18 protein-coding genes and 2 tRNA genes are annotated in these 25,562 nt (G+C 38.4%); 13 read left to right on the top strand and 7 right to left on the bottom strand.

The genetic code is table 11. The annotated features are described in order from the left end of the window. The first annotated feature begins 17 nt into the window (after positions 1-17). From HMPREF2794_RS24220 to HMPREF2794_RS24190, 7 genes are all read left to right on the top strand, one after another. On the top strand, positions 18-1,001 hold the full coding sequence (locus HMPREF2794_RS24220; RefSeq protein ID WP_010538002.1) for a vWA domain-containing protein: 984 nt from the start codon (positions 18-20) through the stop codon (positions 999-1,001). Positions 1,002-1,047: 46 nt separating this feature from the next. Continuing rightward, entirely contained in the window at positions 1,048-2,076 is a 1,029-nt protein-coding gene (locus tag HMPREF2794_RS24215; protein WP_010538003.1) for a VWA domain-containing protein, read from the top strand. A 9-nt stretch (positions 2,077-2,085) separates the two neighbouring features. After that, positions 2,086-2,808, top strand: a complete 723-nt coding sequence (locus HMPREF2794_RS24210; protein WP_171033391.1) for a tetratricopeptide repeat protein — start codon at positions 2,086-2,088, stop codon at positions 2,806-2,808. Between the two features lie 33 nt (positions 2,809-2,841). Continuing rightward, positions 2,842-4,671: a BatD family protein gene (locus HMPREF2794_RS24205; protein WP_022301483.1), complete on the top strand. Its 1,830-nt coding sequence runs from the start codon at positions 2,842-2,844 to the stop codon at positions 4,669-4,671. Between the two features lie 18 nt (positions 4,672-4,689). Beyond that, complete coding sequence (locus HMPREF2794_RS24200) at positions 4,690-5,523, top strand: tetratricopeptide repeat protein (RefSeq protein ID WP_022301484.1); 834 nt, start codon at positions 4,690-4,692, stop codon at positions 5,521-5,523. Positions 5,524-5,657: 134 nt separating this feature from the next. Then, entirely contained in the window at positions 5,658-5,948 is a 291-nt protein-coding gene (locus tag HMPREF2794_RS24195; protein ID WP_029425549.1) for a hypothetical protein, read from the top strand. 73 nt (positions 5,949-6,021) lie between these two features. Next, the gene (locus tag HMPREF2794_RS24190; RefSeq protein ID WP_010538008.1) at positions 6,022-7,143 is read left to right on the top strand and encodes a universal stress protein; all 1,122 of its coding nucleotides are present in this window, start codon (positions 6,022-6,024) and stop codon (positions 7,141-7,143) included. A 246-nt stretch (positions 7,144-7,389) separates the two neighbouring features. Here the strand turns inward: HMPREF2794_RS24190 and HMPREF2794_RS24185 are convergent, their stop codons facing one another. Then, positions 7,390-8,607, bottom strand: coding sequence for a tetratricopeptide repeat protein (locus tag HMPREF2794_RS24185; RefSeq protein ID WP_022302163.1), 1,218 nt, complete (start codon positions 8,605-8,607; stop codon positions 7,390-7,392). 32 nt (positions 8,608-8,639) lie between these two features. After that, complete coding sequence (gene gyrA, locus HMPREF2794_RS24180; RefSeq protein WP_010538010.1) at positions 8,640-11,219, bottom strand: DNA gyrase subunit A; 2,580 nt, start codon at positions 11,217-11,219, stop codon at positions 8,640-8,642. A gap of 405 nt (positions 11,220-11,624) precedes the next feature. Here gyrA and HMPREF2794_RS24175 point away from each other — a divergent pair, with 405 nt between their 5' ends. The 5 genes from HMPREF2794_RS24175 (at position 11,625) to HMPREF2794_RS24155 (ending at position 19,053) form a co-directional block, all read left to right on the top strand. Further along, positions 11,625-14,150 carry an ATP-dependent Clp protease ATP-binding subunit gene (locus HMPREF2794_RS24175; RefSeq protein WP_010538011.1) on the top strand — a complete coding sequence of 842 codons (2,526 nt, stop codon included), beginning with the start codon at positions 11,625-11,627 and terminating at the stop codon, positions 14,148-14,150. A gap of 139 nt (positions 14,151-14,289) precedes the next feature. Next, positions 14,290-16,335 carry a molecular chaperone HtpG gene (gene htpG, locus HMPREF2794_RS24170; RefSeq protein WP_022300912.1) on the top strand — a complete coding sequence of 682 codons (2,046 nt, stop codon included), beginning with the start codon at positions 14,290-14,292 and terminating at the stop codon, positions 16,333-16,335. A gap of 169 nt (positions 16,336-16,504) precedes the next feature. After that, positions 16,505-18,805 (top strand): patatin-like phospholipase family protein, encoded by a 2,301-nt coding sequence (locus HMPREF2794_RS24165; RefSeq protein WP_055268881.1) that lies wholly within the window; start codon positions 16,505-16,507, stop codon positions 18,803-18,805. A 78-nt stretch (positions 18,806-18,883) separates the two neighbouring features. Then, positions 18,884-18,957: transfer RNA gene (locus HMPREF2794_RS24160), tRNA-Arg, on the top strand. A 19-nt stretch (positions 18,958-18,976) separates the two neighbouring features. Continuing rightward, positions 18,977-19,053 (top strand) — tRNA-Arg (locus tag HMPREF2794_RS24155). Between the two features lie 302 nt (positions 19,054-19,355). Here the strand turns inward: HMPREF2794_RS24155 and dapA are convergent. Then, complete coding sequence (gene dapA / locus HMPREF2794_RS24150) at positions 19,356-20,249, bottom strand: 4-hydroxy-tetrahydrodipicolinate synthase (RefSeq protein WP_010538014.1); 894 nt, start codon at positions 20,247-20,249, stop codon at positions 19,356-19,358. A 59-nt stretch (positions 20,250-20,308) separates the two neighbouring features. Beyond that, on the bottom strand, positions 20,309-22,309 hold the full coding sequence (ligA, locus tag HMPREF2794_RS24145; RefSeq protein WP_010538015.1) for an NAD-dependent DNA ligase LigA: 2,001 nt from the start codon (positions 22,307-22,309) through the stop codon (positions 20,309-20,311). Between the two features lie 76 nt (positions 22,310-22,385). Between ligA and trmD the strand changes: the two genes are divergently transcribed. Then, positions 22,386-23,063, top strand: coding sequence for a tRNA (guanosine(37)-N1)-methyltransferase TrmD (trmD, locus tag HMPREF2794_RS24140; RefSeq protein WP_010538016.1), 678 nt, complete (start codon positions 22,386-22,388; stop codon positions 23,061-23,063). Between the two features lie 218 nt (positions 23,064-23,281). Here the strand turns inward: trmD and HMPREF2794_RS24135 are convergent, their stop codons facing one another. The 3 genes from HMPREF2794_RS24135 to HMPREF2794_RS24125 all read right to left on the bottom strand — a co-directional run bounded on the left by HMPREF2794_RS24135 (position 23,282) and on the right by HMPREF2794_RS24125 (position 25,504). Further along, positions 23,282-24,193, bottom strand: a complete 912-nt coding sequence (locus tag HMPREF2794_RS24135) for a dihydroorotate dehydrogenase (RefSeq protein WP_010538017.1) — start codon at positions 24,191-24,193, stop codon at positions 23,282-23,284. Beyond that, the gene (locus HMPREF2794_RS24130) at positions 24,181-24,957 is read right to left on the bottom strand and encodes a dihydroorotate dehydrogenase electron transfer subunit (RefSeq protein ID WP_010538018.1); all 777 of its coding nucleotides are present in this window, start codon (positions 24,955-24,957) and stop codon (positions 24,181-24,183) included. The genes HMPREF2794_RS24135 and HMPREF2794_RS24130 overlap by 13 nt, the downstream gene beginning before the upstream one ends. A gap of 76 nt (positions 24,958-25,033) precedes the next feature. Then, complete coding sequence (locus tag HMPREF2794_RS24125; RefSeq protein WP_029425551.1) at positions 25,034-25,504, bottom strand: helix-turn-helix domain-containing protein; 471 nt, start codon at positions 25,502-25,504, stop codon at positions 25,034-25,036. Between the last annotated feature and the right edge of the window lie 58 nt (positions 25,505-25,562).

Below are 25,562 nucleotides of genomic sequence, written 5' to 3'. Positions count from 1 at the left end.
GTTAAATCGAAAATAAAATGGTTTTTGCCAATATTGAATATCTGTTTTTGCTATTATTGCTTATACCTTATATTGTATGGTATATCTTAAAGCGAAAGAAATCTGAGGCTACGCTCCAGATTTCGGATGCACGGGTATATGCGCATACTCCCAAAAGTTATAAGAATTATTTGCTGCATGCTCCATTTATACTACGTGTCATTGCATTAGCATTGATAATTGTAGTACTTGCACGTCCGCAAAGCACTAATAAGTGGCAAAACAGCGAAATAGAGGGAATTGATATTATGCTGGCTATCGACGTGTCCACCAGTATGCTGGCAGAAGACTTGAAGCCGAACAGACTGGAAGCTGCCAAAGATGTAGCTGCTGAATTTATTAACGGACGCCCGAATGATAATATTGGTATCACTCTGTTTGCCGGAGAAACGTTCACTCAATGCCCCCTGACTGTAGATCATGCCGTATTGCTGGATATGATTCATAATATCAAATGTGGGCTTATCGAAGATGGTACGGCAGTAGGTATGGGAGTTGCAAACGCCGTAACCCGCCTGAAAGACAGTAAAGCCAAATCAAAAGTGGTCATCTTATTGACAGATGGTACAAATAATAAGGGAGATATTTCACCATTGACAGCTGCCGAGATTGCCAAAAGTTTTGGTATCCGTGTATATACCATCGGAGTGGGTACGAACGGAATGGCTCCATATCCTTATCCGGTCGGCAATACGGTACAGTACATCAATATGCCGGTAGAAATCGACGAGAAAACATTGACTCAGATTGCCGGTACTACGGATGGTAACTATTTCAGAGCTACGAGCAACTCGAAACTGAAAGAGGTATATGAAGAAATAGACAAGCTGGAGAAAACAAAGCTGAACGTGAAAGAGTATAGCAAGCGGGAGGAAGACTATCGCTGGTTTGCACTGGCTGCCTTCCTTTGTGTATTGCTGGAAGTTTTATTACGTAATTCAATACTCAAGAAAATTCCGTAGGAATGTTGGGTCAATCGTGATTTGTAAATCGTAAAATAGGAAGAAGATGTTTCGATTTGAAGAACCTGCATATTTATATTTATTGCTGCTGTTACCGTTTTTAGCAGCTTTCTACTTGTATTCCAACTACAGGAGACGAAGAAATATCCGACGTTTTGGAGATCCGGAATTGTTAGCGCAATTGATGCCGGATGTATCTAAATATCGTCCGGATGTGAAGTTCTGGCTCATTTTTGCTGCTATCGGCTTATTCTCGGTATTGCTGGCCCGCCCGCAATTTGGTTCTAAGCAGGAAACGGTGAAGCGTAAAGGAGTGGAAGTGATTATCGCTCTGGATATATCCAATTCTATGTTGGCACAAGATGTTCAGCCTAGCCGTTTGGAAAAGGCGAAGAGACTGGTATCCAGATTGGTGGATGAGTTAGATAATGATAAGGTAGGTATGATTGTATTTGCCGGAGATGCTTTTACTCAGTTACCAATTACCAGTGATTATATTTCTGCCAAGATGTTTTTGGAATCTATCAGCCCTTCGCTGATTTCCAAGCAAGGTACAGCAATCGGAGAAGCAATTAATCTGGCAACTCGCAGTTTTACTCCACAAGAAGGAGTAGGACGTGCTATCATTGTCATCACGGATGGTGAGAACCATGAAGGCGGGGCTGTAGAAGCTGCTAAGGCTGCTGCTGAAAAAGGTATTCAGGTGAGTGTGTTGGGGGTAGGTATGCCGGAAGGTGCTCCTATTCCGATAGAAGGAACGAACGATTATCGTCGCGACCGCGAAGGTAATGTTATTGTAACTCGCCTGAATGAAGCTATGTGCCAGGAAATAGCCAAAGACGGAAAGGGTATCTATGTACGGGTGGATAATTCTAACTCTGCTCAAAAAGCTATTAACCAGGAAATTAGTAAGATGGCTAAGTCTGATGTAGAATCGAAAATATATACAGATTTCAATGAACAGTTTCAGGCTATTGCATGGATCATTTTACTGTTGTTACTAGCTGAGATGTTAATTTTGGACCGTAAGAATCCATTATTCAAAAACGTTCATCTGTTCTCTAATAAGAAGTAAGCTATGCGTATGTTAAAAATGAAATATATTCTATTCGCTGCCTTTCTGTTATCAGCTGCCGGTATCTCGGCGCAGAAAGCAGAGCGTGACTATATCCGTAAAGGAAATCGTCTGTTCAATGATAGTGTATTCGTCGATGCAGAGGTCAATTACCGCAAGGCTTTGGAAGTCAATCCTAAATCGACTGTATCTATGTACAATTTAGGAAATACGCTTTCACAACAGCAAAAGTTTCAAGATGCCATGGAGCAATATGCTTCTGCCAGCAAAATAGAAAAGGATAAAATGAAATTGGCACATATTTATCACAATATGGGAGTACTTTTTCAAGCTGGCAAGGATTATGCAAAGGCAGTAGATGCCTATAAAATGTCACTGCGTAACAATCCTGCAGATCATGAAACACGGTATAACCTGGCTCTTGCACAGAAAATGTTGAAAGATCAGCAGAACCAACAGGATCAAGATCAAAACCAGGATCAAAACAAAGATCAACAGCAGAAGCAAGATCAGAAACAGGACCAAAATAAAGACAAGCAAAACGATCAGAAGAAAGATGATCAAAAAGACCAGCAACAACCGCCGAAACCTGAAAAACAAGATAATCAGATGTCAAAGGAAAATGCTGAACAGTTGCTTAATTCTGTAATGCAGGATGAGAAAGACGTGCAGGACAAAGTGAAGAAACAACAGAAAGTTATTCAGGGTGGTCGTCTGGAAAAAGATTGGTAATAATAAAAGTTGATGATATAAATTTCATAAGCAATGAAAAAACTGATTGTTATATTGATGGCATTGATAGCATACAGCACCCAGGCGCTTGCCGACAAGGTGTCATTTACTGCTTCCGCTCCTGATGTAGTGGTGGTAGGAGATCAATTCAGGCTATCTTATACAGTAACCACACAAAAAGTAAAAGACTTTCAAGCGCCGTCTATCAAAGGATTCGATGTTTTGATGGGGCCGAGCCGTTCTCAACAAAGTAGTACACAGATAATGAATGGTAATGTCACATCTACGAGTAGCATTACATTTACTTATATATTGATGGCAAATACCGCCGGTGAATATACAATCCCCGGTGCTTCTATTGTTGCGGATGGTAATCAGATGGTTTCCAACTCTGTAAAGGTGAAAGTGTTACCACAAGACCAGGCTAGTAATGGAGGACAAAGTGATGGCAGTTCATCTGCACGTTCGTCTTCATCTGGCACAAGCGTATCCAATCAGGACTTGTTTATTACAGCTACAGCCAGTAAAACAAATGTATATGAACAGGAAGCATTCGTCTTGACGTATAAAATATATACCAGAGAGCATGACTTACAACTGAATAATGCCAAACTTCCTGACTTTAAAGGTTTTCACTCACAAGAAATTGAGATGACTACTAACGCAAGATGGACGCAGGAGCATTATAAGGGACGTAACTACAATACGACGATCTATCGTCAATTTGTATTATTTCCCCAACAATCGGGCAAATTATTTATAGAACCGGCACAATTCCAGATGACAGTGGGTAAGGCAATCCAATCCGATGATCCTTTCGATGCATTTTTCAATGGTGGAAGTAATGTTGTCAGAGTTCAGAAATCAATTGTTACTCCTAAAATAGCAATCAATGTTAATCCGCTTCCTGCTGGAAAACCCGCAAGCTTTTCAGGTGGAGTGGGAGAGTTCAACATCTCATCTTCAATCAATAGCAAAGAGCTGAAAACCAATGATGCTATTACCATCAAGTTAGTGATCTCCGGAACAGGAAACTTGAAACTGATTTCTAATCCGGAAATTAAGTTCCCGGATGACTTTGAAGTATATGATCCTAAAGTAGATAACCAAGTCAGACTAACTCAAGAAGGTCTCACTGGAAATAAAGTCATTGAGTATCTGGCTATTCCAAGACATGCTGGCAATTATAAAATTCCGGGAGTTTCTTTTAGCTATTTCGATATCCGTTCAAAATCTTACAAGACATTGAAAACGGAAGATTACGTAATCAATGTTGAAAAAGGTGCAGGAAACGCTGATCAGGTGATTGCTAATTTCACCAACAAAGAAGATTTGAAAGTACTGGGTGAAGACATCCGTTACATCAAGCAAAATGAAGTAACTCTCCAGCCTAAGGGTAGTTTCTTCTATGGCTCAGTGACGTATTGGCTGTTCTATATCATTCCCGCTCTTGCTTTCATCATATTCTTTATCGTCTACCGCAAACAGGCAGCAGCAAACGCTAATGTTGCTAAGATGAAGACAAAGAAAGCTAATAAGGTAGCAACTAAACGTATGAAACTAGCTGGTAAACTGCTCTCTGAAAACAAGAAAGATGCTTTCTATGATGAAGTTTTGAAAGCATTGTGGGGATATATCAGTGACAAACTAAGTATTCCAGTCTCTCGTTTATCAAAAGACAATATTGAAGAGAAATTGAGAAACCATGGAGTAAGTGAAGAATTAATTAAAGAATTCCTGAATGCATTGAATGATTGTGAGTTTGCTCGTTTCGCTCCGGGGGATGAAAATCAGGCGATGGATAAAGTTTATTCATCTTCAATAGAAGTGATAAGCAGGATGGAAAATTCAATAAAACATTAACCCTGAAGAGATTGTGTCATGAAAAAAATATTGTTTTTTATATTATTATCGATGTCAGTTACTTGTTTCGGACAAGGATCTCAAAACATTGATTCTATACAAACAACTGAAGTTGATTCTATCCATGCGGGTTCACATGCATTTCCCGATACGAAATTGGAAGATGCAACAAAAGCTGAAGGAGATTCCGCATATATAAAAGATGATTATACAACTGCTATCCAGATATATGAGTCCTTATTAAAAAATGGAGAGTCTGCAGATGTGTATTACAATTTAGGAAACAGTTATTATAAAATTGGAGAAATAGCCAAAGCCGTACTCAATTACGAACGCGCTTTGCTCATGAAACCGGGAAACAGTGATATCCGTGCCAATCTGGAAGTAGCGCGCGCTAAAACAATAGATAAAGTAGAACCGGTTCCGGAAGTTTTCTTTGTATCATGGACTAAGGCTCTGATAAACAGCATGAGTGTAGATGCATGGGCTACATGGGGAATTGTCTCATTCATTCTATTTATCATCACTCTTTATTTCTTTATCTTCTCCAAACAGATTATGCTGAAGAAAGTAGGGTTTATCGCAGGCATCGTTTTCCTGATCGTTATGATATGTTCTAATCTGTTTGCCTCAGAACAAAAAGAACGTCTGGTAAATCGAAACGAAGCGATTGTCATGAATCCTAGCGTAACAGTTCGCAGCACTCCAAGTGAAAGTGGAACTAGCTTGTTTATTCTTCATGAAGGACGTAAGGTCAGTATCAAAGACAATTCAATGAAAGAATGGAAGGAAATTCGCTTGGAAGACGGCAAAGTAGGATGGGTACCGGCTTCCGCTATTGAAGTGATATAAAATTCATAAACAGAATAGATGAATTTAGGAAAAAAGATAAGCAAATAATTTGTTTTATCTTTTTTTTTTGCTTAAGTTTATAGCGTGATAAAAAATTAAATACAATATAGTATTAACCATTAAATTTATGAGACATGAGAACAATAACATTTAATGAACTTCGCAAGATTAAAGATTCATTGCCTAGCGGTAGCATGCATAGAATAGCAGACGAACTTGGTTTGCACGTCGATACAGTGCGCAACTTCTTCGGAGGGCACAATTTCAAGGAAGGAAAAAGTGTCGGAATACATCTTGAGCCCGGTCCGGATGGCGGGCTTGTAATGCTGGATGATACAACTGTTCTCGACCGGGCTCTAAAAATCTTAGATGAAATAAACTTGAGTATGCAAAAAGAACAAGCTACCGAACCTATGCAAATTTAAAATATAAAACAGAATCCCAATTGCCCAAACAATTGGGATTTCTTATTTGTTTACCTTCAAAAATAGATAAATTATGGAAGATAAATTAGTAACCTTAGCTATTCTGACTTATACAAAAGCTCAGATTCTAAAAAATGTCCTCGAAAATGAAGGAATAGAAACATATATTCATAATGTAAATCAAATACAACCAGTTGTCTCTTCAGGAGTACGCCTGCGAATTAAAGAAAGTGATTTACCGCGTGCATTAAAAATAACTGAAAGTTCTACTTGGTTATCTGAAAGTATAGTGGGAGAGAAGACGCCAAAGTCGGACAGTAAATCAAACAAAATTTTAATACCTGTCGATTTCTCCAGTTATTCGATGAAAGCGTGCGAATTCGGCTTTAATTTGGCAAAAACAGAGAATTCTGAAGTAATTCTATTGCATGTTTACTTTACACCTATATACGCTTCATCATTACCATATGGTGACGTTTTTAATTATCAGATTGGAGATGAGGAATCTGTTAAAACAATCATCCAACAGGTGCATTCTGACCTCAACATACTATCTGATAAAATAAAGGAAAAAGTCGCATCTGGAGAATTCCCTGATATTAAATATAGTTGTATATTACGGGAAGGTATCCCTGAAGAAGAAATCTTAAGGTACGCCAAGGAGCAACGTCCTAAGGTTATCATTATGGGTACACGTGGAAAAAGCCAGAAAGATATCGACTTGATTGGTAGTGTCACAGCTGAAATCATTGATAGAAGCCGCACAGCAGTATTAGCCATTCCGGAAAATACTCCGTTCAAAGAATTCAATGAAGTAAAACGCATTGCTTTCCTAACCAATTTTGATCAAAGAGACTTGATTGCTTTTGAAGCTTTTTTCAATACGTGGAAATCCTTTCATTTTTCTGTCTCATTAATACATCTGGCTGAATCAAAGGATACTTGGAACGAAATTAAGCTTGCTGGTATCAAGGATTATTTCCAAAAACAATATCCCGGGCTTGAAATCCATTATGATGTGGTAATGAATGATAATCTATTGAAAGGACTTGATCAGTATATCAAAGATAATCAAATAGATATAATAACATTAACTTCCTATAAAAGAAATATATTTGCTCGCTTATTTAATCCAAGTATCGCTCGTAAGATGATTTTCCATTCCGATACGCCATTGCTTGTTATTAACGGTTGATCGGAAGGAAGCAAAATAAGTTGTTTACGTTTAGGGAATAATGATGATTATGTTTAATAGAAAAAAAAGATAATACTAATAACGACTCTCTCTTCTCTCTCTAAAATAAAAGCGGCATCCCAAAAATAAATGTAGATGCCGCTTTTTCATTCTCCCCTCAAAAACATCAAAACTTAAGATAAAAATAAAAAAGACCATCTCATTAATATTGAGATAGTCTTTTTTATAATAACTGATTAATGATAATTATTTCATCATCTTATCAATTTCTTCAAATTCAGGCCCCATGTTCAAATTGTAATAAACACGATAGAGACCCTGCAACCACAAATCTTTCTGATCTGGCTTCAAAGCTCTGGCTTTTTCGTAAAATGGCTTAGCTTCTTCATAGAATTTCTTCACTGTAGCCTGTGCCTCTGCATATTTAGGATCATTGATATCTGTTGTAGCTTTATCAGCATAATCTTGAGCCTTCATCAAATATACCAGTCCTACATTAGAATATGCTTCTGCATATTCAGGATCTGCAGCGATAGCTTTTTTGTAAAATTCAATAGCATTATCATACTCTTTCATATTATGATAAAGATATGCTTTTACATATAAATATAACTTGTTGTTGGCATCAGTAGATAACATTCTATCAGCAAATTCCATTGCTTTAGATGCTTGGTTAGAACTAGTGTAGTAATCAACCAAATTCGCAAAGAAATAGTCATTTCCCGGGAACTTTAAAATACCCTCTTCCAATGATTTAACCCATGCAGCTGTATCACCTTTAGCTTTATAAGCATCTGCCATCAATTGCATTGCAAATTTACCTCCATCCTTATCTTCCAAAGCAGCAGGAGCATACTTAATAATTGCATCTTTGTCTCCTACTCTGTCAGCAGCTAATGTTGCGTAATATGCAATTTGTGCCAGAAGAGTATCTGTTTTAGCTAAATTTTGTTCTGCTAACATAGGATAAGAAGCTGACTCTACGTATGTTGCAAAGAACTGCAAAGCTTCCTTATTCTTATCAAGGTTGAAGTATTGAATACCACCGTTAATCAAATTAGGACGCTCAACTAATATAGTTGAAGCATTTGCTTTTCTGTATTTGTTTTTAATTTTACCTTTTTCATTAGGTACTTGAGCTAAATCATCACATTTAGTATAATACTCAAACATTTTCAAAATGCTATTGTATGCCTTTAATGTGTCAAACGGCTGTTTCAAAACGCCTTTCTTGTCACGTTCTTCTTCGATAAAGCGTTTCTGAATAAATCCAGCAACGTCCCATGTGTCAGGAAGATCTTTAGTCTCAGGATTCTTAATAGCTTCATTAATCAGCTTTTCAGCCTGACCAAAATTCGGTTTTACATCACTGGCAATGCTTTTGGCTTCTTTTACATTCTTCATTTGAGCGAATGATAAGCTAACGGCCATCAATAAAACCATTGAAAATAATACTCTTTTCATGATTGTTGTTTGATTAATTATTAATATTATGTCTATTCCTCAATTTCGTTATTGTTTTCATCAATATCTGTGTCAACATCTGCATTGTCGACCTCCGGAGCGTCATTAGACAGATCGCTTACAATAGTACCTTCTGTTTCTTCTGTAGGAATTTCATCCTCAAGGCTTTCTGTCATGACTTTACATACAGAACCAATCTGGTCATTACGTTTTTCAAGATTAATCAGACGAACACCTTGAGTAGCACGTCCCATAATGCGAACATCAGCCACTTTCAGACGGATAGTAATTCCGGATTTATTGATAATCATTAAATCGTTCTCATCGGTCACTGACTTGATTGTTACCAACTTACCTGTTTTCTCGGTAATGTTCATGGTCTTTACACCCTTACCACCGCGATTAGTCTTACGATAATCTTCGATTTCAGAACGCTTGCCATATCCCTGTTCAGAAACAACCATTACAGATTCTGTTTCTAAATCTTTGATGCAAATCATTCCTATTACTTCGTCCTGGCCATCATTATCTAGTGTAATACCACGCACACCTGTTGCTGTACGCCCCATTACACGGACTGCAGCCTCATGGAAACGAATAGCCCGACCATTGCGATTAGCAATAATAATTTCATTATTACCATTCGTCATTCGAACTTCAATTACACTGTCATCCTCACGAATTGTAATAGCATTTACACCATTCTGACGTGGGCGTGAATATTGTTCAAGTAATGTCTTCTTGATAACACCTTTCTTTGTACAGAATAATACATAATGACTATTGATATATTCAGAATCATCCAGACTCTTAACACGCAAATATGCAGTTACACTATCATCAGAGTCGATATTTAACAAGTTTTGTATAGCACGTCCTTTGGAGTTCTTCGTTCCTTCTGGTATTTCGTATACTTTCAGCCAGTAACATTTCCCCTTCTGTGTGAAGAACATCATAGTATTGTGCATAGTAGCCGGATAAATATGCTCTACAAAGTCCGCATCACGGGTCTCTGTTCCTTTAGAACCTACTCCACCACGATTCTGTGCACGAAATTCAGTTAATGGTGTACGTTTGATATAACCCATGTGAGAAATCGTAATAATCATCTGATCATCGGCATAGAAGTCTTCCGGATTGAATTCTTCGGAAGAATATACGATTTCAGAACGACGTTCGTCACCATATTTCGCTTTAACTTCTAATAATTCATCCTTCATCACCTTACGACATACCTCATCATCAGCCAAAATGCTTTCCAAATAAGCAATCTGTTTCATGATTTCTTCGTATTCAGCATGAAGCTGATCTTGCATCAGACCAGTCAACTGCCGCAAACGCATCTCTACAATTGCACGTGACTGTATTTCTGTCAGATTAAAACGTTCTATCAAACCAGCTATTGCATCATTTGGAGTCTTGGCTGCACGAATGATACGGATAACTTCATCAATATTATCAGAAGCGATAATCAAACCTTCAAGGATATGGGCACGCTCTTTTGCTTTACGCAAATCGAACTGAGTACGACGAATAACCACCTCGTGTCTGTGTTCCACGAAGTATTTAATCATATCCCTCAGATTCAGCGTTTTCGGACGTCCATGAACTAATGCTACATTATTCACACCGAAAGAAGTCTGCAAAGCTGTCATCTTATACAACTTATTCAGTACTACGCTCGCATTGGCATCACGTTTTACATCAATAACGATACGCATTCCGTCACGGTCAGACTCATCATTTGCATTCGAGATACCTTCTATTCTCTTATCATTAACAAGATCAGCTATATATTTAATCAGTTCAGCCTTATTGACATTGTAAGGGATCTCAGTCACTACGATTTTATCATGTGTCTGTCCGGTTTCAATTTCCGCTTTCGCACGCATAACCACTCGGCCACGACCTGTCAGATACCCTTCGCGCACCCCACTTATACCATATATATAACCGCCTGTAGGGAAATCCGGAGCCTTGACATAATTCATCAATTCTTCCACTGTGATTTCCTGATTATCAATATATGCTTCACAAGCATCAATCACTTCCGAAAGGTTATGAGGAGGCATATTAGTCGCCATACCTACAGCAATACCAGAGGCACCGTTAACCAAAAGATTAGGGATACGGGTTGGCATAACTTTCGGTTCCGTCAACGTATTATCAAAGTTAGGTTCGAAGTCTACAGTTTCCTTATACAGGTCATCCATCATCGCTTCACCCAACTTGTTTAGACGAGCCTCCGTATAACGCATAGCAGCGGGGCTATCACCATCTACAGAACCAAAGTTACCTTGGCCATCTACTAAAGGATAACGCATTGCCCATTCCTGAGCCATACGCACCATAGCATAATAAACTGAAGAGTCTCCATGCGGGTGGTACTTACCCAGTACTTCACCCACAATTCTTGCAGATTTTTTATAAGGTTTGTCTGAAGTATTACCCAATTCCATCATTCCGTATAAAATTCTACGGTGAACGGGCTTAAATCCATCTCTAACATCCGGAAGGGCACGTGAAACAATGACCGACATGGAGTAGTCAATGTACGATGACTTCATTTCCTCCTCGATGTTAATCTTTATAATTCTGTCTTGTTCAAGCATTTAAAATGATTATTAATTATACATTGTATGGTCTGTGAAAAACCACGCTAAAGTACTACTTTTCCACGATATACGAAAGTTTTTCCGAAGAAAGTTTTTTTCTGCTTGAAGGACAGTCTATTTGTTCATATTTAGTTATTAAAATTAAAAATTCCAGTGAACGAATTGACTTCCAACCATTAATATTAGAAAAAGAAAAGAGAAAAAGAATAAATGCCATCATAAAAAAACATATTCACGAAAAACAGGGGACAATATTTGTTATACCTTATATATATAACTAAAAACATGGCATTTTATGGCACGCCATTTGTAGAGATAAGAAATAAAGCAAATATGCAATACAAACTTGATTAAATGCGTATATTTGCCAGTAAATAACCCCTTAGAAGAAAAGGAAAAAGTATGAATAATCAATTCTCACAAAGAGTTTCCGACATTATCGTCTATAGCAAGGAAGAAGCTAACCGATTGAGGAGTAGGCATATCGGACCTGAGCATCTACTTCTGGGAATGCTTCGTGACGGTGAAGGAAAAGCTATCGAGATATTGTCAAAACTCAACACCAATTTAGCTGCAGTAAAGCAGCAGATTGAAGCTCGGCTGAAGACAGAAGCTGATGATATGCTATTGCCTGACGCAGAGATACCGTTGTCTAACGACGCGGCCAAAATATTGAAAATGTGTATTTTAGAGGCACGTGGAATGAAAAGTAATATAGCTGATACAGAGCATGTTTTGTTAGCGATCCTAAGAGAAAAAAACAATATGGCAGCTTCCGTGCTCGAAGCTAATGACATTAATTATGTGAAAGTGTTGGAACAAGCTACATTACAGCCAGATGTAAATTCCGGCATGGGATTCACAGAGGACGATGATGACGAAGAAATGTCTTCTCCCCGATCCGGTGGAAGCGGTTCTGAAGAACGCCAGCAACAGGCGCAAACAGCTTCGAAAAAGCCTTCTAATGACACTCCTGTGCTTGACAATTTCGGTACAGATATGACAAAAGCGGCAGAAGAAGGACGTTTGGACCCGGTAGTAGGCAGAGAAAAGGAAATCGAACGTTTGGCTCAAATCCTCAGTCGGCGCAAAAAAAATAATCCAATTTTGATTGGTGAGCCTGGCGTAGGAAAATCGGCAATCGTTGAAGGACTTGCTTTGAGAATCATTCAAAAGAAAGTATCGCGTATCTTGTTTGATAAACGGGTGGTAGCTCTTGACATGACCGCGGTTGTGGCAGGAACAAAATACCGTGGTCAATTCGAAGAGCGTATCCGTTCCATTCTCAACGAGTTACAGAGGAATCCGAATGTGATTTTATTCATTGATGAGATCCATACAATTGTAGGTGCAGGGTCTGCTGCCGGCTCAATGGATGCGGCCAATATGCTGAAACCTGCATTGGCACGGGGCGAAATACAATGTATCGGTGCCACTACTCTTGATGAATATCGCAAGAATATAGAAAAAGACGGGGCCTTGGAACGTCGTTTCCAGAAAGTAATGGTAGAACCTACTACTGCTGATGAAACTCTTCAGATTCTGCGTAATATCAAGGATAAATATGAAGACCATCATAATGTAAACTATACGGATGAAGCCTTAGAAGCTTGTGTCAAGTTGACAGACCGCTATATTACGGACCGTAACTTCCCCGACAAGGCTATTGATGCTTTGGATGAAGCAGGATCACGTGTACATCTAACCAACGTCAACGTACCTAAAGAAATTGAAGAACAGGAAAAGCTCATTGAAGAAGCCAAAAGCAAGAAAAATGAAGCTGTGAAATCACAGAATTTCGAACTCGCTGCCAGCTTCCGCGATAAGGAGAAGGAACTTACTATTCAGTTGGATGAAATGAAACGGGAATGGGAAAACAGCCTGAAAGAGAACAGACAGACTGTTGATGCAGAAGAAATTGCTAATGTTATTTCTATGATGTCCGGTATTCCAGTACAACGTATGGCACAAGCTGAAGGAATCAAGTTAGCCGGCATGAAGGAGGACCTGCAATCAAAAGTCATCGCACAGGATCCGGCTATAGAAAAACTAGTCAAGGCTATTTTAAGAAGCCGTGTGGGATTGAAAGATCCTAATAAGCCCATTGGGACCTTTATGTTTTTAGGTCCGACTGGTGTAGGTAAAACCCATTTAGCTAAAGAATTGGCTAAATACATGTTTGGTTCTTCCGATGCGCTAATCCGAATAGATATGAGTGAATTCATGGAGAAATTTACGGTCTCACGTCTGGTTGGAGCACCTCCGGGATATGTAGGATATGAAGAAGGCGGACAATTAACAGAGAAAGTGCGTCGCAAACCTTATTCTATTGTCCTACTTGATGAAATTGAAAAAGCACATCCTGATGTGTTCAACCTCCTTCTTCAAGTGATGGATGAGGGTCGTTTGACTGACAGTTATGGCAGAATGGTTGATTTTAAAAATACAGTTGTTATCATGACTTCCAATATTGGTACTCGCCAGTTGAAGGAGTTTGGACGTGGCGTAGGATTTGCAACGCAAAGTCGCCTGGATGACAAAGAATTCTCACGAAGTGTCATACAAAAGGCTTTAAATAAATCATTCGCGCCTGAATTTATTAACCGTATCGATGAAATCATAACGTTCGACCAGCTTTCTCTGGAGGCTATCACAAAAATCATTGACATTGAGCTGAAAGGACTGTATGAGCGTATTGAATCTATTGGATATAAGCTTATTATTGATGACGAAGCAAAACGATTCGTAGCCGAAAAAGGATATGATGTGCAATTCGGAGCCCGCCCATTAAAGCGAGCTATTCAGACTTATTTGGAGGATGGACTATCAGAACTCATCATTACTTCTTCTTTAAAAGAAAAAGATGTAATTCAAATCTCGCTAAACAAAGAAAAAGGCGAATTGGAGATGAAAGCTATTGCTTCCTGAGAGAAGGTTTCCTAGATAAAACAAGTCATAAAATATGCCAGAATGTCAGACCTCAAGGTCTGGCATTTTTTTTGTCTCTATCTGAACAAATATCAATTAAAAACATTCTAATAAATAAACCAAAAAAATATACGTTATTATGCAAAAAGGTAATATTGGGGTTACAACAGAGAACATTTTCCCTATCATCAAAAAGTTCTTGTACAGTGACCATGAAATTTTTCTTCGCGAATTAGTATCTAATGCAGTAGATGCCACTCAAAAATTGAATACCCTTGCCTCTATTGGTGAGTTTAAAGGTGAATTGGGTAATCTGACAATTCACGTTGAATTAGGTAAAGACACTATTACTATCTCTGACCGTGGTATTGGTCTGACTGCAGAAGAAATTGAAAAGTACATCAACCAGATTGCATTTTCAGGAGCCAATGACTTTCTGGAAAAATACAAAGATGATGCAAATGCAATCATTGGACATTTCGGCTTAGGTTTCTATTCTGCTTTTATGGTTGCAAAAAAAGTAGAAATTATCACTAAATCCTACAAAGATGGAGCACAAGCTATAAAATGGACTTGTGATGGCAGTCCGGAATTTACTCTTGAAGAAGTAGATAAGGCAGATCGTGGTTCAGATATCATCCTATATATCGATGAGGACTGCAAAGAATTCCTCGAAGAAGCGCGTATTTCTGAGCTTCTAAAGAAATATTGCAGTTTCCTTCCCGTACCTATCGCATTTGGTAAAAAGAAAGAATGGAAAGATGGTAAACAGGTAGAAACTACTGAAGACAATATTATCAACGATACCACTCCCTTGTGGACTCGCAAACCGAGTGAACTGTCAGACGAAGATTACAAATCATTCTATACCAAGCTGTATCCGATGTCAGATGAACCACTGTTTTGGATTCATCTGAATGTAGATTATCCATTCCATTTGACTGGTATTCTTTATTTCCCGAAAGTAAAGAGTAATATTGAACTGAATAAAAATAAGATTCAGTTATATTGCAACCAAGTATATGTAACGGATTCTGTAGAGGGAATTGTACCCGACTTCTTGACTTTATTACATGGAGTTATAGATTCTCCGGATATTCCATTGAATGTATCCCGTTCTTATTTGCAAAGCGACTCGAATGTGAAGAAGATCTCGACCTATATCACGAAGAAAGTTTCCGATCGCCTGCAATCTATCTTTAAGAACGATCGCAAACAGTTTGAAGAGAAGTGGAATGATTTGAAAATATTTATCAATTATGGCATGCTAACTCAAGAAGATTTCTATGAGAAAGCGCAAAAATTCGCCCTTTTCACCGATACAGATAACAAACATTATACATTTGAAGAGTATCAGACTCTTATTAAAGATAATCAGACAGATAAAGATGGAAATCTGATTTATTTGTATGCTAATAATAAGGACGAACAATTCAGCTATATTGAAGCTGCCACAAATAAGGGATACAATGTCTTGCTTATGGATGGTCAATTAGATGTAGCTATGGTAAGCATGTTGGAACAAAAGTTTGAGAAATCGCGCTTCACTCGTGTAGACAGTGATGTTATCGACAACCTTATCATCAAAGAAGATAAAAAAGGCGAAACATTGGAAGGAGAAAAGCAGGAAGCCATCACAACTGCTTTCAAGAGTCAATTGCCTAAGATGGATAAAGTTGAGTTCAATGTAATGACACAAGCATTGGGAGATAATTCAGCACCGGTGATGATTACTCAAAGCGAATATATGCGTCGTATGAAAGAAATGGCAAATATTCAAGCTGGAATGAGCTTCTATGGAGAAATGCCGGATATGTTTAACCTGGTTCTAAACTCCGACCATAAGCTTATTAAGCAAGTGCTTGATGAAGAAGAAGCAGTTTGTCATCCTGAAGTAGCTCCTATACAAACAGAGATGAACAGTGTCAATAAGCGTCGCAATGAACTAAAAGACAGTCAGAAGAATAAGAAAGAAGAAGAAATTCCTACTACCGAGAAAGACGAATTGAATGACTTGGACAAGAAATGGGATGAACTTAAAAATAAAAAAGAGAACATCTTTGCAGGATATGCCAACAACAACAAGGTAATCCGCCAACTCATCGATTTAGCCCTATTGCAGAATAATATGCTAAAAGGTGAAGCATTAAATAACTTTGTGAAGCGTAGTATTGAGCTGATTTAATATCGCCCCTTTATTTATAACATAAATCAATGAAAGAGCATTCAACACTAAAACATGTTGTAATGCTCTTTTTTCATCATAAAACGAACGCTAAAATATCGATAATTTGGAAAGTATTGCATATATTTGAACACTAAATGATAAAAACTTCAATTGTTTGATTCAGGTTATGAGAAAAATACTTTTAGTGTTAATTGCTATATGGTTATTCATACCAACTGTCTGCGCCCAAAAAGTAGGTCTTGTTTTAAGTGGAGGTGGCGCTAAAGGATTGACACACATCGGTATCATCCGTGCCTTAGAAGAAAATAACATTCCCATTGATTATATTACAGGAACCTCTATGGGAGCTATCATTGGCTCTCTCTATGCGATGGGGTATTCTCCTGACGATATGGAAGAATTATTAAAATCGGAAGACTTTAAAAGATGGTATTCAGGACAGATAGAAGAAAAATACGTATATCATTTCAAAAAAAATGTCCCGACACCGGAATTTTTTAATATTCGTTTTTCGTTCAAAGACTCATTAAAAAATTTCAAACCACAATTTTTGCCCACAAGTGTGGTAAATCCCATACAAATGAATTTGGTATTTGTAGATTTGTATGCACGTGCTACAGCCGCATGTAAAGGTGATTTCGATAAGTTATTTGTCCCTTTCCGCTGCATAGCCTCTGATGTATACAATAAAAAGCAACTGGTAATGAAAAATGGAGATTTGGGGGATGCTGTCCGGGCCTCCATGAGTTTTCCCTTTATGTTTAAGCCGATAGAGATTGACAATGTTTTAGCATATGACGGGGGAATCTACAATAACTTCCCTACAGACGTTATGAGAGATGATTTTCACCCGGATATTATAATTGGGAGCGTTGTATCTACCAATCCTACTAAGCCCAAGGAAAATGACCTTATGAGCCAAATAGAAAATATGGTTATGCAAAAAACCGACTATTCTATTCCAGATTCAATGGGTATTTTGATGACATTCAAATATGACAATGTCAGTTTGATGGATTTTCAGCGAATAGATGAATTACACGATATTGGTTATAACCGGACCATAAGTATGATGGATTCTATAAAAAGCCGCATACACAGGCGGGTGAATCTAGATAATATACGTTTGAGAAGAATGGTATATCGAAGCAACTATCCGGAATTACGCTTCAAGAACATCATCATTGACGGAGCAAATCCCCAGCAACAGGCATACATTAAAAAAGAATTTCATAGTTCTGACAATAAGGAATTCACTTATGAAGACTTGAAAGAAGGATATTTCCGGTTACTTTCAGATAATATGATTTCTGAGATCATTCCACACGCTGTATACAATCCGGAGGATGAAACATATGACCTGCATTTAAAAGTTAAACTGGAAAATAATTTTGCCGTACGATTAGGAGGGAATATTTCCACATCCAATTCCAACCAAATTTATCTCGGACTCAGCTATCAGGATCTAAATTACTATGCGAAGGAGTTGCTTTTTGACGGACAACTTGGGAAAGTCTATAATAATGCACAATTTATGGCAAAGATTGACTTTTCTACGGCAATCCCAACCTCTTACCGTTTTATCGCATCCATCACAACTTTTGATTACTTCAAAAAAGACAAGTTATTTTCCAGAAATGACAAACCGGCATTTAATCAGAAAGATGAACGCTTTCTCAAACTTCAGGTAGGATTACCATTTCTTTTGAGTAAACGAGCTGAATTTGGAATAGGAATCGCCAGAATAGAAGACAAATATTTCCAGAGAAACATCATCGACTTTGAGAAGGATAGATTTGACAGAAGTCGTTACGATTTGTTCGGTGGCTCTATTAGCTTCAATGGTAGCACGCTTAATTCACGACAATACCCGACGCAGGGCTACAAAGAAGCCCTTATCGCACAGATATTTATAGGCCGGGAAAGATTCTATCCCGGCGAAGAAACCAAAGGAATTCAAATAAATAAAGAACACCATTCCTGGTTACAATTATCATATATGAAAGAAAAATACCATACGATGAACGAGCACTGGGTCTTAGGGTGGTATTTAAAAGCTCTGTATGCTTCTAAGAATTTCTCAGAGAACTATACGGCAACTATGATGCAAGCTGGTGAATTTTCGCCTACACAACATAGTAAGCTTACCTATAACGAAGCTTTTCGTGCCAATCAATTTGTGGGAGCTGGTATCCGCCCAATCTATCGTCTCAACCAAATGTTCCACCTGCGAGCTGAATTTTATGGTTTTATGCCTATTTATCCGATTGAAAGAAACTCATTAAATAAAGCATATTATGGAAAAGCTTTCTCTAAATTCGAATATTTAGGAGAAATTTCTGTAGTGTGTCAATTACCCTTCGGAGACATCTCTGCTTATGTAAATCATTATAGCTCACCGAGAAGGGAGTGGAATGTCGGGTTAAGTATCGGTTTCCAACTGTTTAATTACCGTTTCATCGAATAATTTTCCGCAAAAAAAGTCGCCAAACGCTTGCTAATTCGGGAAAAGTACGTATCTTTGCACCCGTTAAAACGAAACAATGGTCGCGTAGCTCAACTGAATAGAGTAGCTGACTACGGATCAGCCGGTTACAGGTTTGAATCCTGTCGCGGTCACTTCTACAATACTTAACAAGGTCGCGTAGCTCAACTGAATAGAGTAGCTGACTACGGATCAGCCGGTTACAGGTTTGAATCCTGTCGCGATCACCAAAATCCTCTGCATTTTTGCAGAGGATTTTGCATTTTCCCCCATTTCATCGAAGAAAATCGACATCAAGAAAGATATTTTAAACCGACCGCTTGATTACATTCAATCAATAGGATGTTTTTCTCAAACACTTCAATACTTATTTTCAAACATCAGAAAGTTTATCTTTGAACATTAGGAAGATTAGAATTTCACTCAAAAAAAAACCTCCACCACACTCGCATTAATTAAGAATTACGAGAGAGGGTGAAGGGGAAATATTTATAATAAGATGCACGGAAGATTAATACCTTTCCCGATCCTATCAGCATTTAATATTTAACTCGTTTAAAACCTTACGTATTGCCTCAAACGTTGTTATTCTTGTTGGAACAAGTGGCAATCGAAGCTTATTTTCGATCATTCCCATTGCATTCAACATTGATTTTACTCCAGCCGGATTTCCATCCACAAACAAAAGATCAAATAACTCAGTAAACCTGTGATGAATAGTAAGAGCATTAGCAAAATCCCCCTGAAGCGCCAAGCGTGTCATACGGCTAAATTCACGTGGGAAAGCATTACCGATTACAGAGATCACCCCAACAGCTCCCAATGTTATTAGCGGGAAAGTGATGCCGTCATCACCAGAAATAACATTGAAATTATCTGGTTTATTCTTGATAATATCATCCATTTGGGTAATGTTACCGGAAGCTTCCTTAATGGCAATTACATTGCTGAAATTGCGGGCAATGCGCAAAGTTGTTTCAGCCGTCATATTTACCCCTGTGCGCCCCGGGACATTATACAACACAATAGGGAGTTCTGTAGCTTCTGATATAGCTTTATAATGCTGATAAATTCCCTCTTGCGATGGTTTATTATAATATGGCACTACAGACAATATAGCGTCAACTCCTGTAAAATCGTCATTTTTTAATGTTTCTACTATTGCACGTGTGTTGTTACCACCTACACCCAATAAAATAGGAATTCTGCCGTTAACACGATCAATCACCATTTTTTTGATAGTCTTCTTCTCATCCTCGGTAAGAGTCGGAGTTTCGGCTGTAGTTCCCAGCACGCACAAGAAATCCGCATTATTCTGCAATAGATAGTCTACCAAACGCATCAACGCATCATAATCAACGCTTTCATCCTCTTTGAAAGGAGTAATCAGTGCTACCCCCATTCCTTTCAATTTAGTCTGTATCATGAGTTTTAATTATAATCTCTAATTTTATTAGGCGCAAAAGTACGAATATTTTTCATATCTTACGATATAAGTTTCAGAAATTCGTCCTCGCTTAGTATGGTTACTCCAAGTTTTTTTGCTTTTTCCAGTTTGGCTGGCCCCATATTGTCTCCGGCAAGGATAAAACTAGTCTTTGCAGAAATACTTCCTACATTCTTACCGCCATTTTTCTCAATAAGATCTTTGTATTCATCTCGCGAATGATGTGTAAACACACCGCTAATCACAATAGACTGACCAGCTAATTTATCCGTATACCCACTCATATCTTCTTCTCTGCGATAAAGTTGAAGTCCGGCTGCTTTTAACCTGCCAACTAACTCGCGATTGGACTCATTTGAAAAGTACAAAAGAATGCTCTTTGCTATTTTTTCCCCGATTTCATCGATACTTATCAGCTTTTCAAGGTCAGCCTGTTGCAGCTCATCAATATTCTCAAAAGACTTGGCAATTTTCTTTGCTACTGTCTCGCCAACAAAGCGAATCCCCAAAGCAAAAATGACACGCTCAAAAGGAACGGTCTTGCTCTGTGCAATTCCCGTAATAATATTCTCGGCAGATTTTTCTCCCATACGGTCCAGTCCTTTAATATCATCAGCTGTCAACTCATACAGGTCTGCCGTATTATGAATTAAGCCTAAACGATAGAACATATCCACCGTTTCAGGTCCCAATCCATCAATATTCATAGCTTTCCGACTTATAAAATGCTCTATTTTGCCTTTTATCTGTGGAGGACAGGCAGTTTCATTTGGACAATAATGAGCGGCTTCACCTTCATATCTTATTAATTTGCTGCCACATTCGGGGCAATTGGTAATGAACCTGACTTTCTCACCAAGCATAAAACTACGGGCATCTTTATCCACTCCTGTAATTTTAGGAATGATTTCACCTCCTTTTTCTACATATACCATATCTCCGATATGCAGATCAAGCCCTTCAATTATGTCCGCATTATGCAATGAAGCACGTTTTACAATCGTTCCAGAGAGCTGAACAGCATCTAAGTTGGCAACAGGAGTAACAGCGCCTGTTCTGCCTACCTGATAAGTAACCATATTCAACCGGGTTAATGCACGCTCTGCCTGAAATTTATAAGCAATTGCCCATCTGGGAGATTTTGCCGTAAAACCGAGATTCTTTTGCTGTCTCAAACTATTTACCTTTAAAACAATGCCATCGGTAGCTACCGGCAGATTCTTCCGTTCTACATCCCAATAATTGATAAAATCAAATACTTCTTCCAGTGTCTGACATTTACGTGTCAAATCAGATATTTTAAATCCCCATTTTGCAGCTTCCTGAAGATTTTCATAATGTCCGTCACATGGAAGCTTATCTCCCAACAGGTAATACAAATATGCATCCAACTTACGAGAAGCCACAACAGAAGAGTTCTGAAGCTTCAGCGTACCGGAAGCCGCATTTCTTGGATTAGCGAATAACGGCTCTTCACGTGCTTCTTTTTCACGATTCAACTCTTCAAATACCTCCCAAGGCATGAGAATTTCGCCACGTATCTCAAAAGAGGAAGGATAATTGTCACCATGAAGTACAAGTGGGATAGAGCGGATCGTCTTCACATTATCCGTCACATCATCACCCTTTTCTCCATCTCCACGAGTGACGGCACGAAGCAATTTTCCATCTTCATAGGTCAGAGAAATAGAAGTACCATCATATTTCATCTCACAGCAAATCTCAAAATCCTCATTCAACGCCTTTCGTACACGCTCATAAAAATCCGTGACTTCGCCTTCAGAGTATGTATTTGCCAAAGACAACATAGGATATTTATGCGCAACCTGGGTAAAATTTTTGTTGATATCACTACCGACGCGCATGGTAGGCGAATTTTCGTCTCTATATTCCGGATATGCCTGCTCCAAATCCTGAAGTTCTCGCATCTTATCATCAAAGTCTTTATCTGAAATTTCAGGGGCATTCAACACGTAATAATTATAGTTATGCCGATGAAGTTCAGCACGCAATTCCTCTATTTTTTCCTTTATATCCATATTTCTTCGATTGTTTAAGGCAAAAATACAGGTTTATCTTTGAATATTTGTACTTTTGCGAAAAATTATAAAGATTATGCGTATTGATATTATAACAGTTTTACCCGAAATGATTGAGGGGTTCTTCAATTGCTCTATAATGAAACGGGCTCAGGATAAAGGACTTGCAGAAATACATATCCACAATCTGCGCGACTATACCGAAGATAAATATCGCCGTGTTGATGACTACCCTTTTGGCGGATTTGCCGGAATGGTCATGAAAATAGAACCTATCGAACGTTGCATTAACGCTTTGAAGGCAGAACGAAACTATGATGAAGTGATTTTTACGACCCCTGATGGAGAACAGTTCAATCAGCCAATGGCTAACAGTCTTTCTTTGGCTCAAAACCTGATTATCCTTTGCGGACATTTTAAAGGTATTGATTATCGTATCCGTGAACATCTGATCACTAAAGAAATCAGTATCGGTGACTATGTATTGACAGGAGGTGAACTAGCAGCAGCAGTCATGGCAGATGCAATTGTCCGTATTATCCCTGGAGTGATTTCAGATGAACAATCTGCACTTTCCGACTCCTTCCAGGACAATCTGCTGGCAGCCCCTGTCTACACTCGTCCTGCCGACTATAAAGGCTGGAAAGTACCCGATATTTTATTATCCGGCCATGAAGCAAAAATAAAAGAATGGGAACTACAGCAATCTTTAGAACGCACCCGGAAACTTCGTCCTGACTTACTAGAAGACTAATGAATATATGTAAATAAAAACGACGGCAAGAAATTCAAGAAGTCTTACCGTCGTTTTTATTTATCTTCTATAAGAAAGACAAATCTGCTATTTTACTCTTCGGCCTAAATATCTTTTTCATCTATCATTCCCGTTAACGATTTTATTAGGCAAACTTTGGATAGCAAAATAACATTTTTCTTTCAGTTTCTATACGAAGGGTTATTGTATGTTTTCAATTATACCTCAAGTGCACCAATTATCTCTTTAACAGACTTACATCCGTGTCTCTCTAAGTAATCATTTATACCATCTTCAACTTTAATGGTAACAGCCGGATCTATGAAATTTGCTGTACCAATCTGGATAGCAGATGCACCAGCAAGCATGAACTCAACAGCATCTTTCCAGTTCATAATCCCCCCTAATCCTATGACAGGAATATTTACCGATTTCGCAACTTGCCAAACCATACGTAAAGCGATCGGTTTCACAGCAGCACCGGACATTCCCCCTGTTACAGTTGACAGAATAGGGCGCTTACGCTCCGCATCAATAGCCATTCCTAGCAATGTATTGATTAATGATACACTATCTGCACCACTTTCTTCTGCTGCGCGGGCTATTTCTGTTATATCGGTAACGTTCGGAGAGAGTTTAACGATAAGTGTCTTTTTGTAAGCAGCACGCACTGCTTTTACCACTTCTGAAGCACCTTTTGCTGACACACCAAAAGCCATACCTCCTTGTTTTACATTAGGGCACGAGATATTCAATTCTATAGCAGGAATTTTGTCAAGTTCATTAATAATCTCTGCAGTTTTCACATAATCCTCAATAGCAGACCCGGATACATTTACAATCATATTCGTCTGAATATCCTTTATACGGGGATATATCTGTTCAACAAAGTAATCAACACCCTTATTTTGCAGTCCTACAGCGTTTAACATACCAGAAGGAGTCTCTGCCATACGAGGATATGGATTACCTTCACGTTTGTGAAGAGTAGTACCTTTTACAATAATACCGCCTATTCGCGCTATATCAATGAAATCTGAGAACTCTTCACCATATCCAAATGTACCAGATGCTGTCATCACCGGATTCTTCATCTGTAATTCACCTATATTTACACTCAAATCTGCCATAGTAGTTTATTTATATTAAAAACAGGACCTTCTTTACATACACACAAATGTCCTTCTGTCGTATTTTCCACACAACAGAGGCATGCTCCGATTCCACAAGCCATTGTGTTTTCTAAAGAGACTTCACATTCTATCTGATTACTTTTGGCATATTTTGCCACAGCCATCATCATTGGTTTAGGCCCGCAAGTATAAATCTGCTCAAAACGTACCTGATTTAATATAGAATGCTGAGTGACATACCCTCTTTCTCCGTGACTTCCGTCTTCTGTGGTAGTATACACCTCGCCATACTTAGCGAATTCTTCCAGTTGCAGCAGATCTTTATCACTGCGGGCACCCAAAAGAAAGGTAGGCTTATGACCATTTTTCGCCAATTGCTCACCTAAATATAACATAGGAGCTGTTCCGACACCTCCACCTACTAATAGAAGCTTATCTGAAGGCTTTTGAGGTATTGTATAGCCATTTCCCAAAGGAAGTACTACATTGATCACATCGCCCGGATTTACTTCTCCTAAACGTCTTGTTCCATCTCCAATCAATTGAATAAGAAACCATACCTCGTTTTGTCGCTTGTCTACAAAATTAATAGAAATAGGACGGCGTAAAAAAGTGGTTAATGAACCGTCCACCCGAAGCTCAGCAAACTGCCCCGGCAACATTTCGGGCAGTAATGACTGAGAAGTCAATTTCAGCAACACATAGTTTGCATTCAATCTAATATTCTCAGTGACTGTCAGATCTAAAATAAATTTCTTCATGTATGGATATAAAAGTATAAATTCGTATTCCGGATGCAAAGATACAGGAATTTGCTCAAACCACCGATTTTACCTCTCATTTTTCAGGTCGAAAGGTTTCATAAGTATTATCATCAAAAAAGATTCTTATTTCAGTGATTTTTCTGGCAGGCTTTTCTATATACCTAATCTCCTGTTTTACAATCTCTTTGGGTGCATTTTCAGTACTTCTTAATGGCATTTCCTTGCGATTTTCCGGATTGAACGGCTCTTTGGACGAATTTACAGGATTCTCATCAAATAAAGAAGGCTGATAATCGCCACTGGAAGAAACTATAGAAGCATCTTCTACAGAAGCTATCATTTCACCTTTACCATAAAGCAGCCATTCAAGATTTACATAACTATAAGTCTGATGTACCTTCATTACAACCTCCAAGCTTGGTTTATTCCGATCATTCAAAATATGTGAGAGAGTGGACTGCTGAACTCCAATTGTCTCAGCAAAAACCCTGGGAGGAACTTTTTCTCTCTCCATTATCATTCTAATTCTGTCTTTTATTTCCATACAGCCTTTTCTTGTTACAATTGTATGTATTAAACATAGATTTCACAGAAATATCAAC

Origin of the sequence: Bacteroides sp. HMSC067B03, assembly GCF_001811315.1 — a bacterium.
Taxonomy (GTDB): Bacteria; Bacteroidota; Bacteroidia; order Bacteroidales; family Bacteroidaceae; genus Bacteroides; species Bacteroides faecis.
Note: the sequence above shows the minus strand (reverse complement) of the source record. Positions and strands in the feature narration are given on the sequence as shown.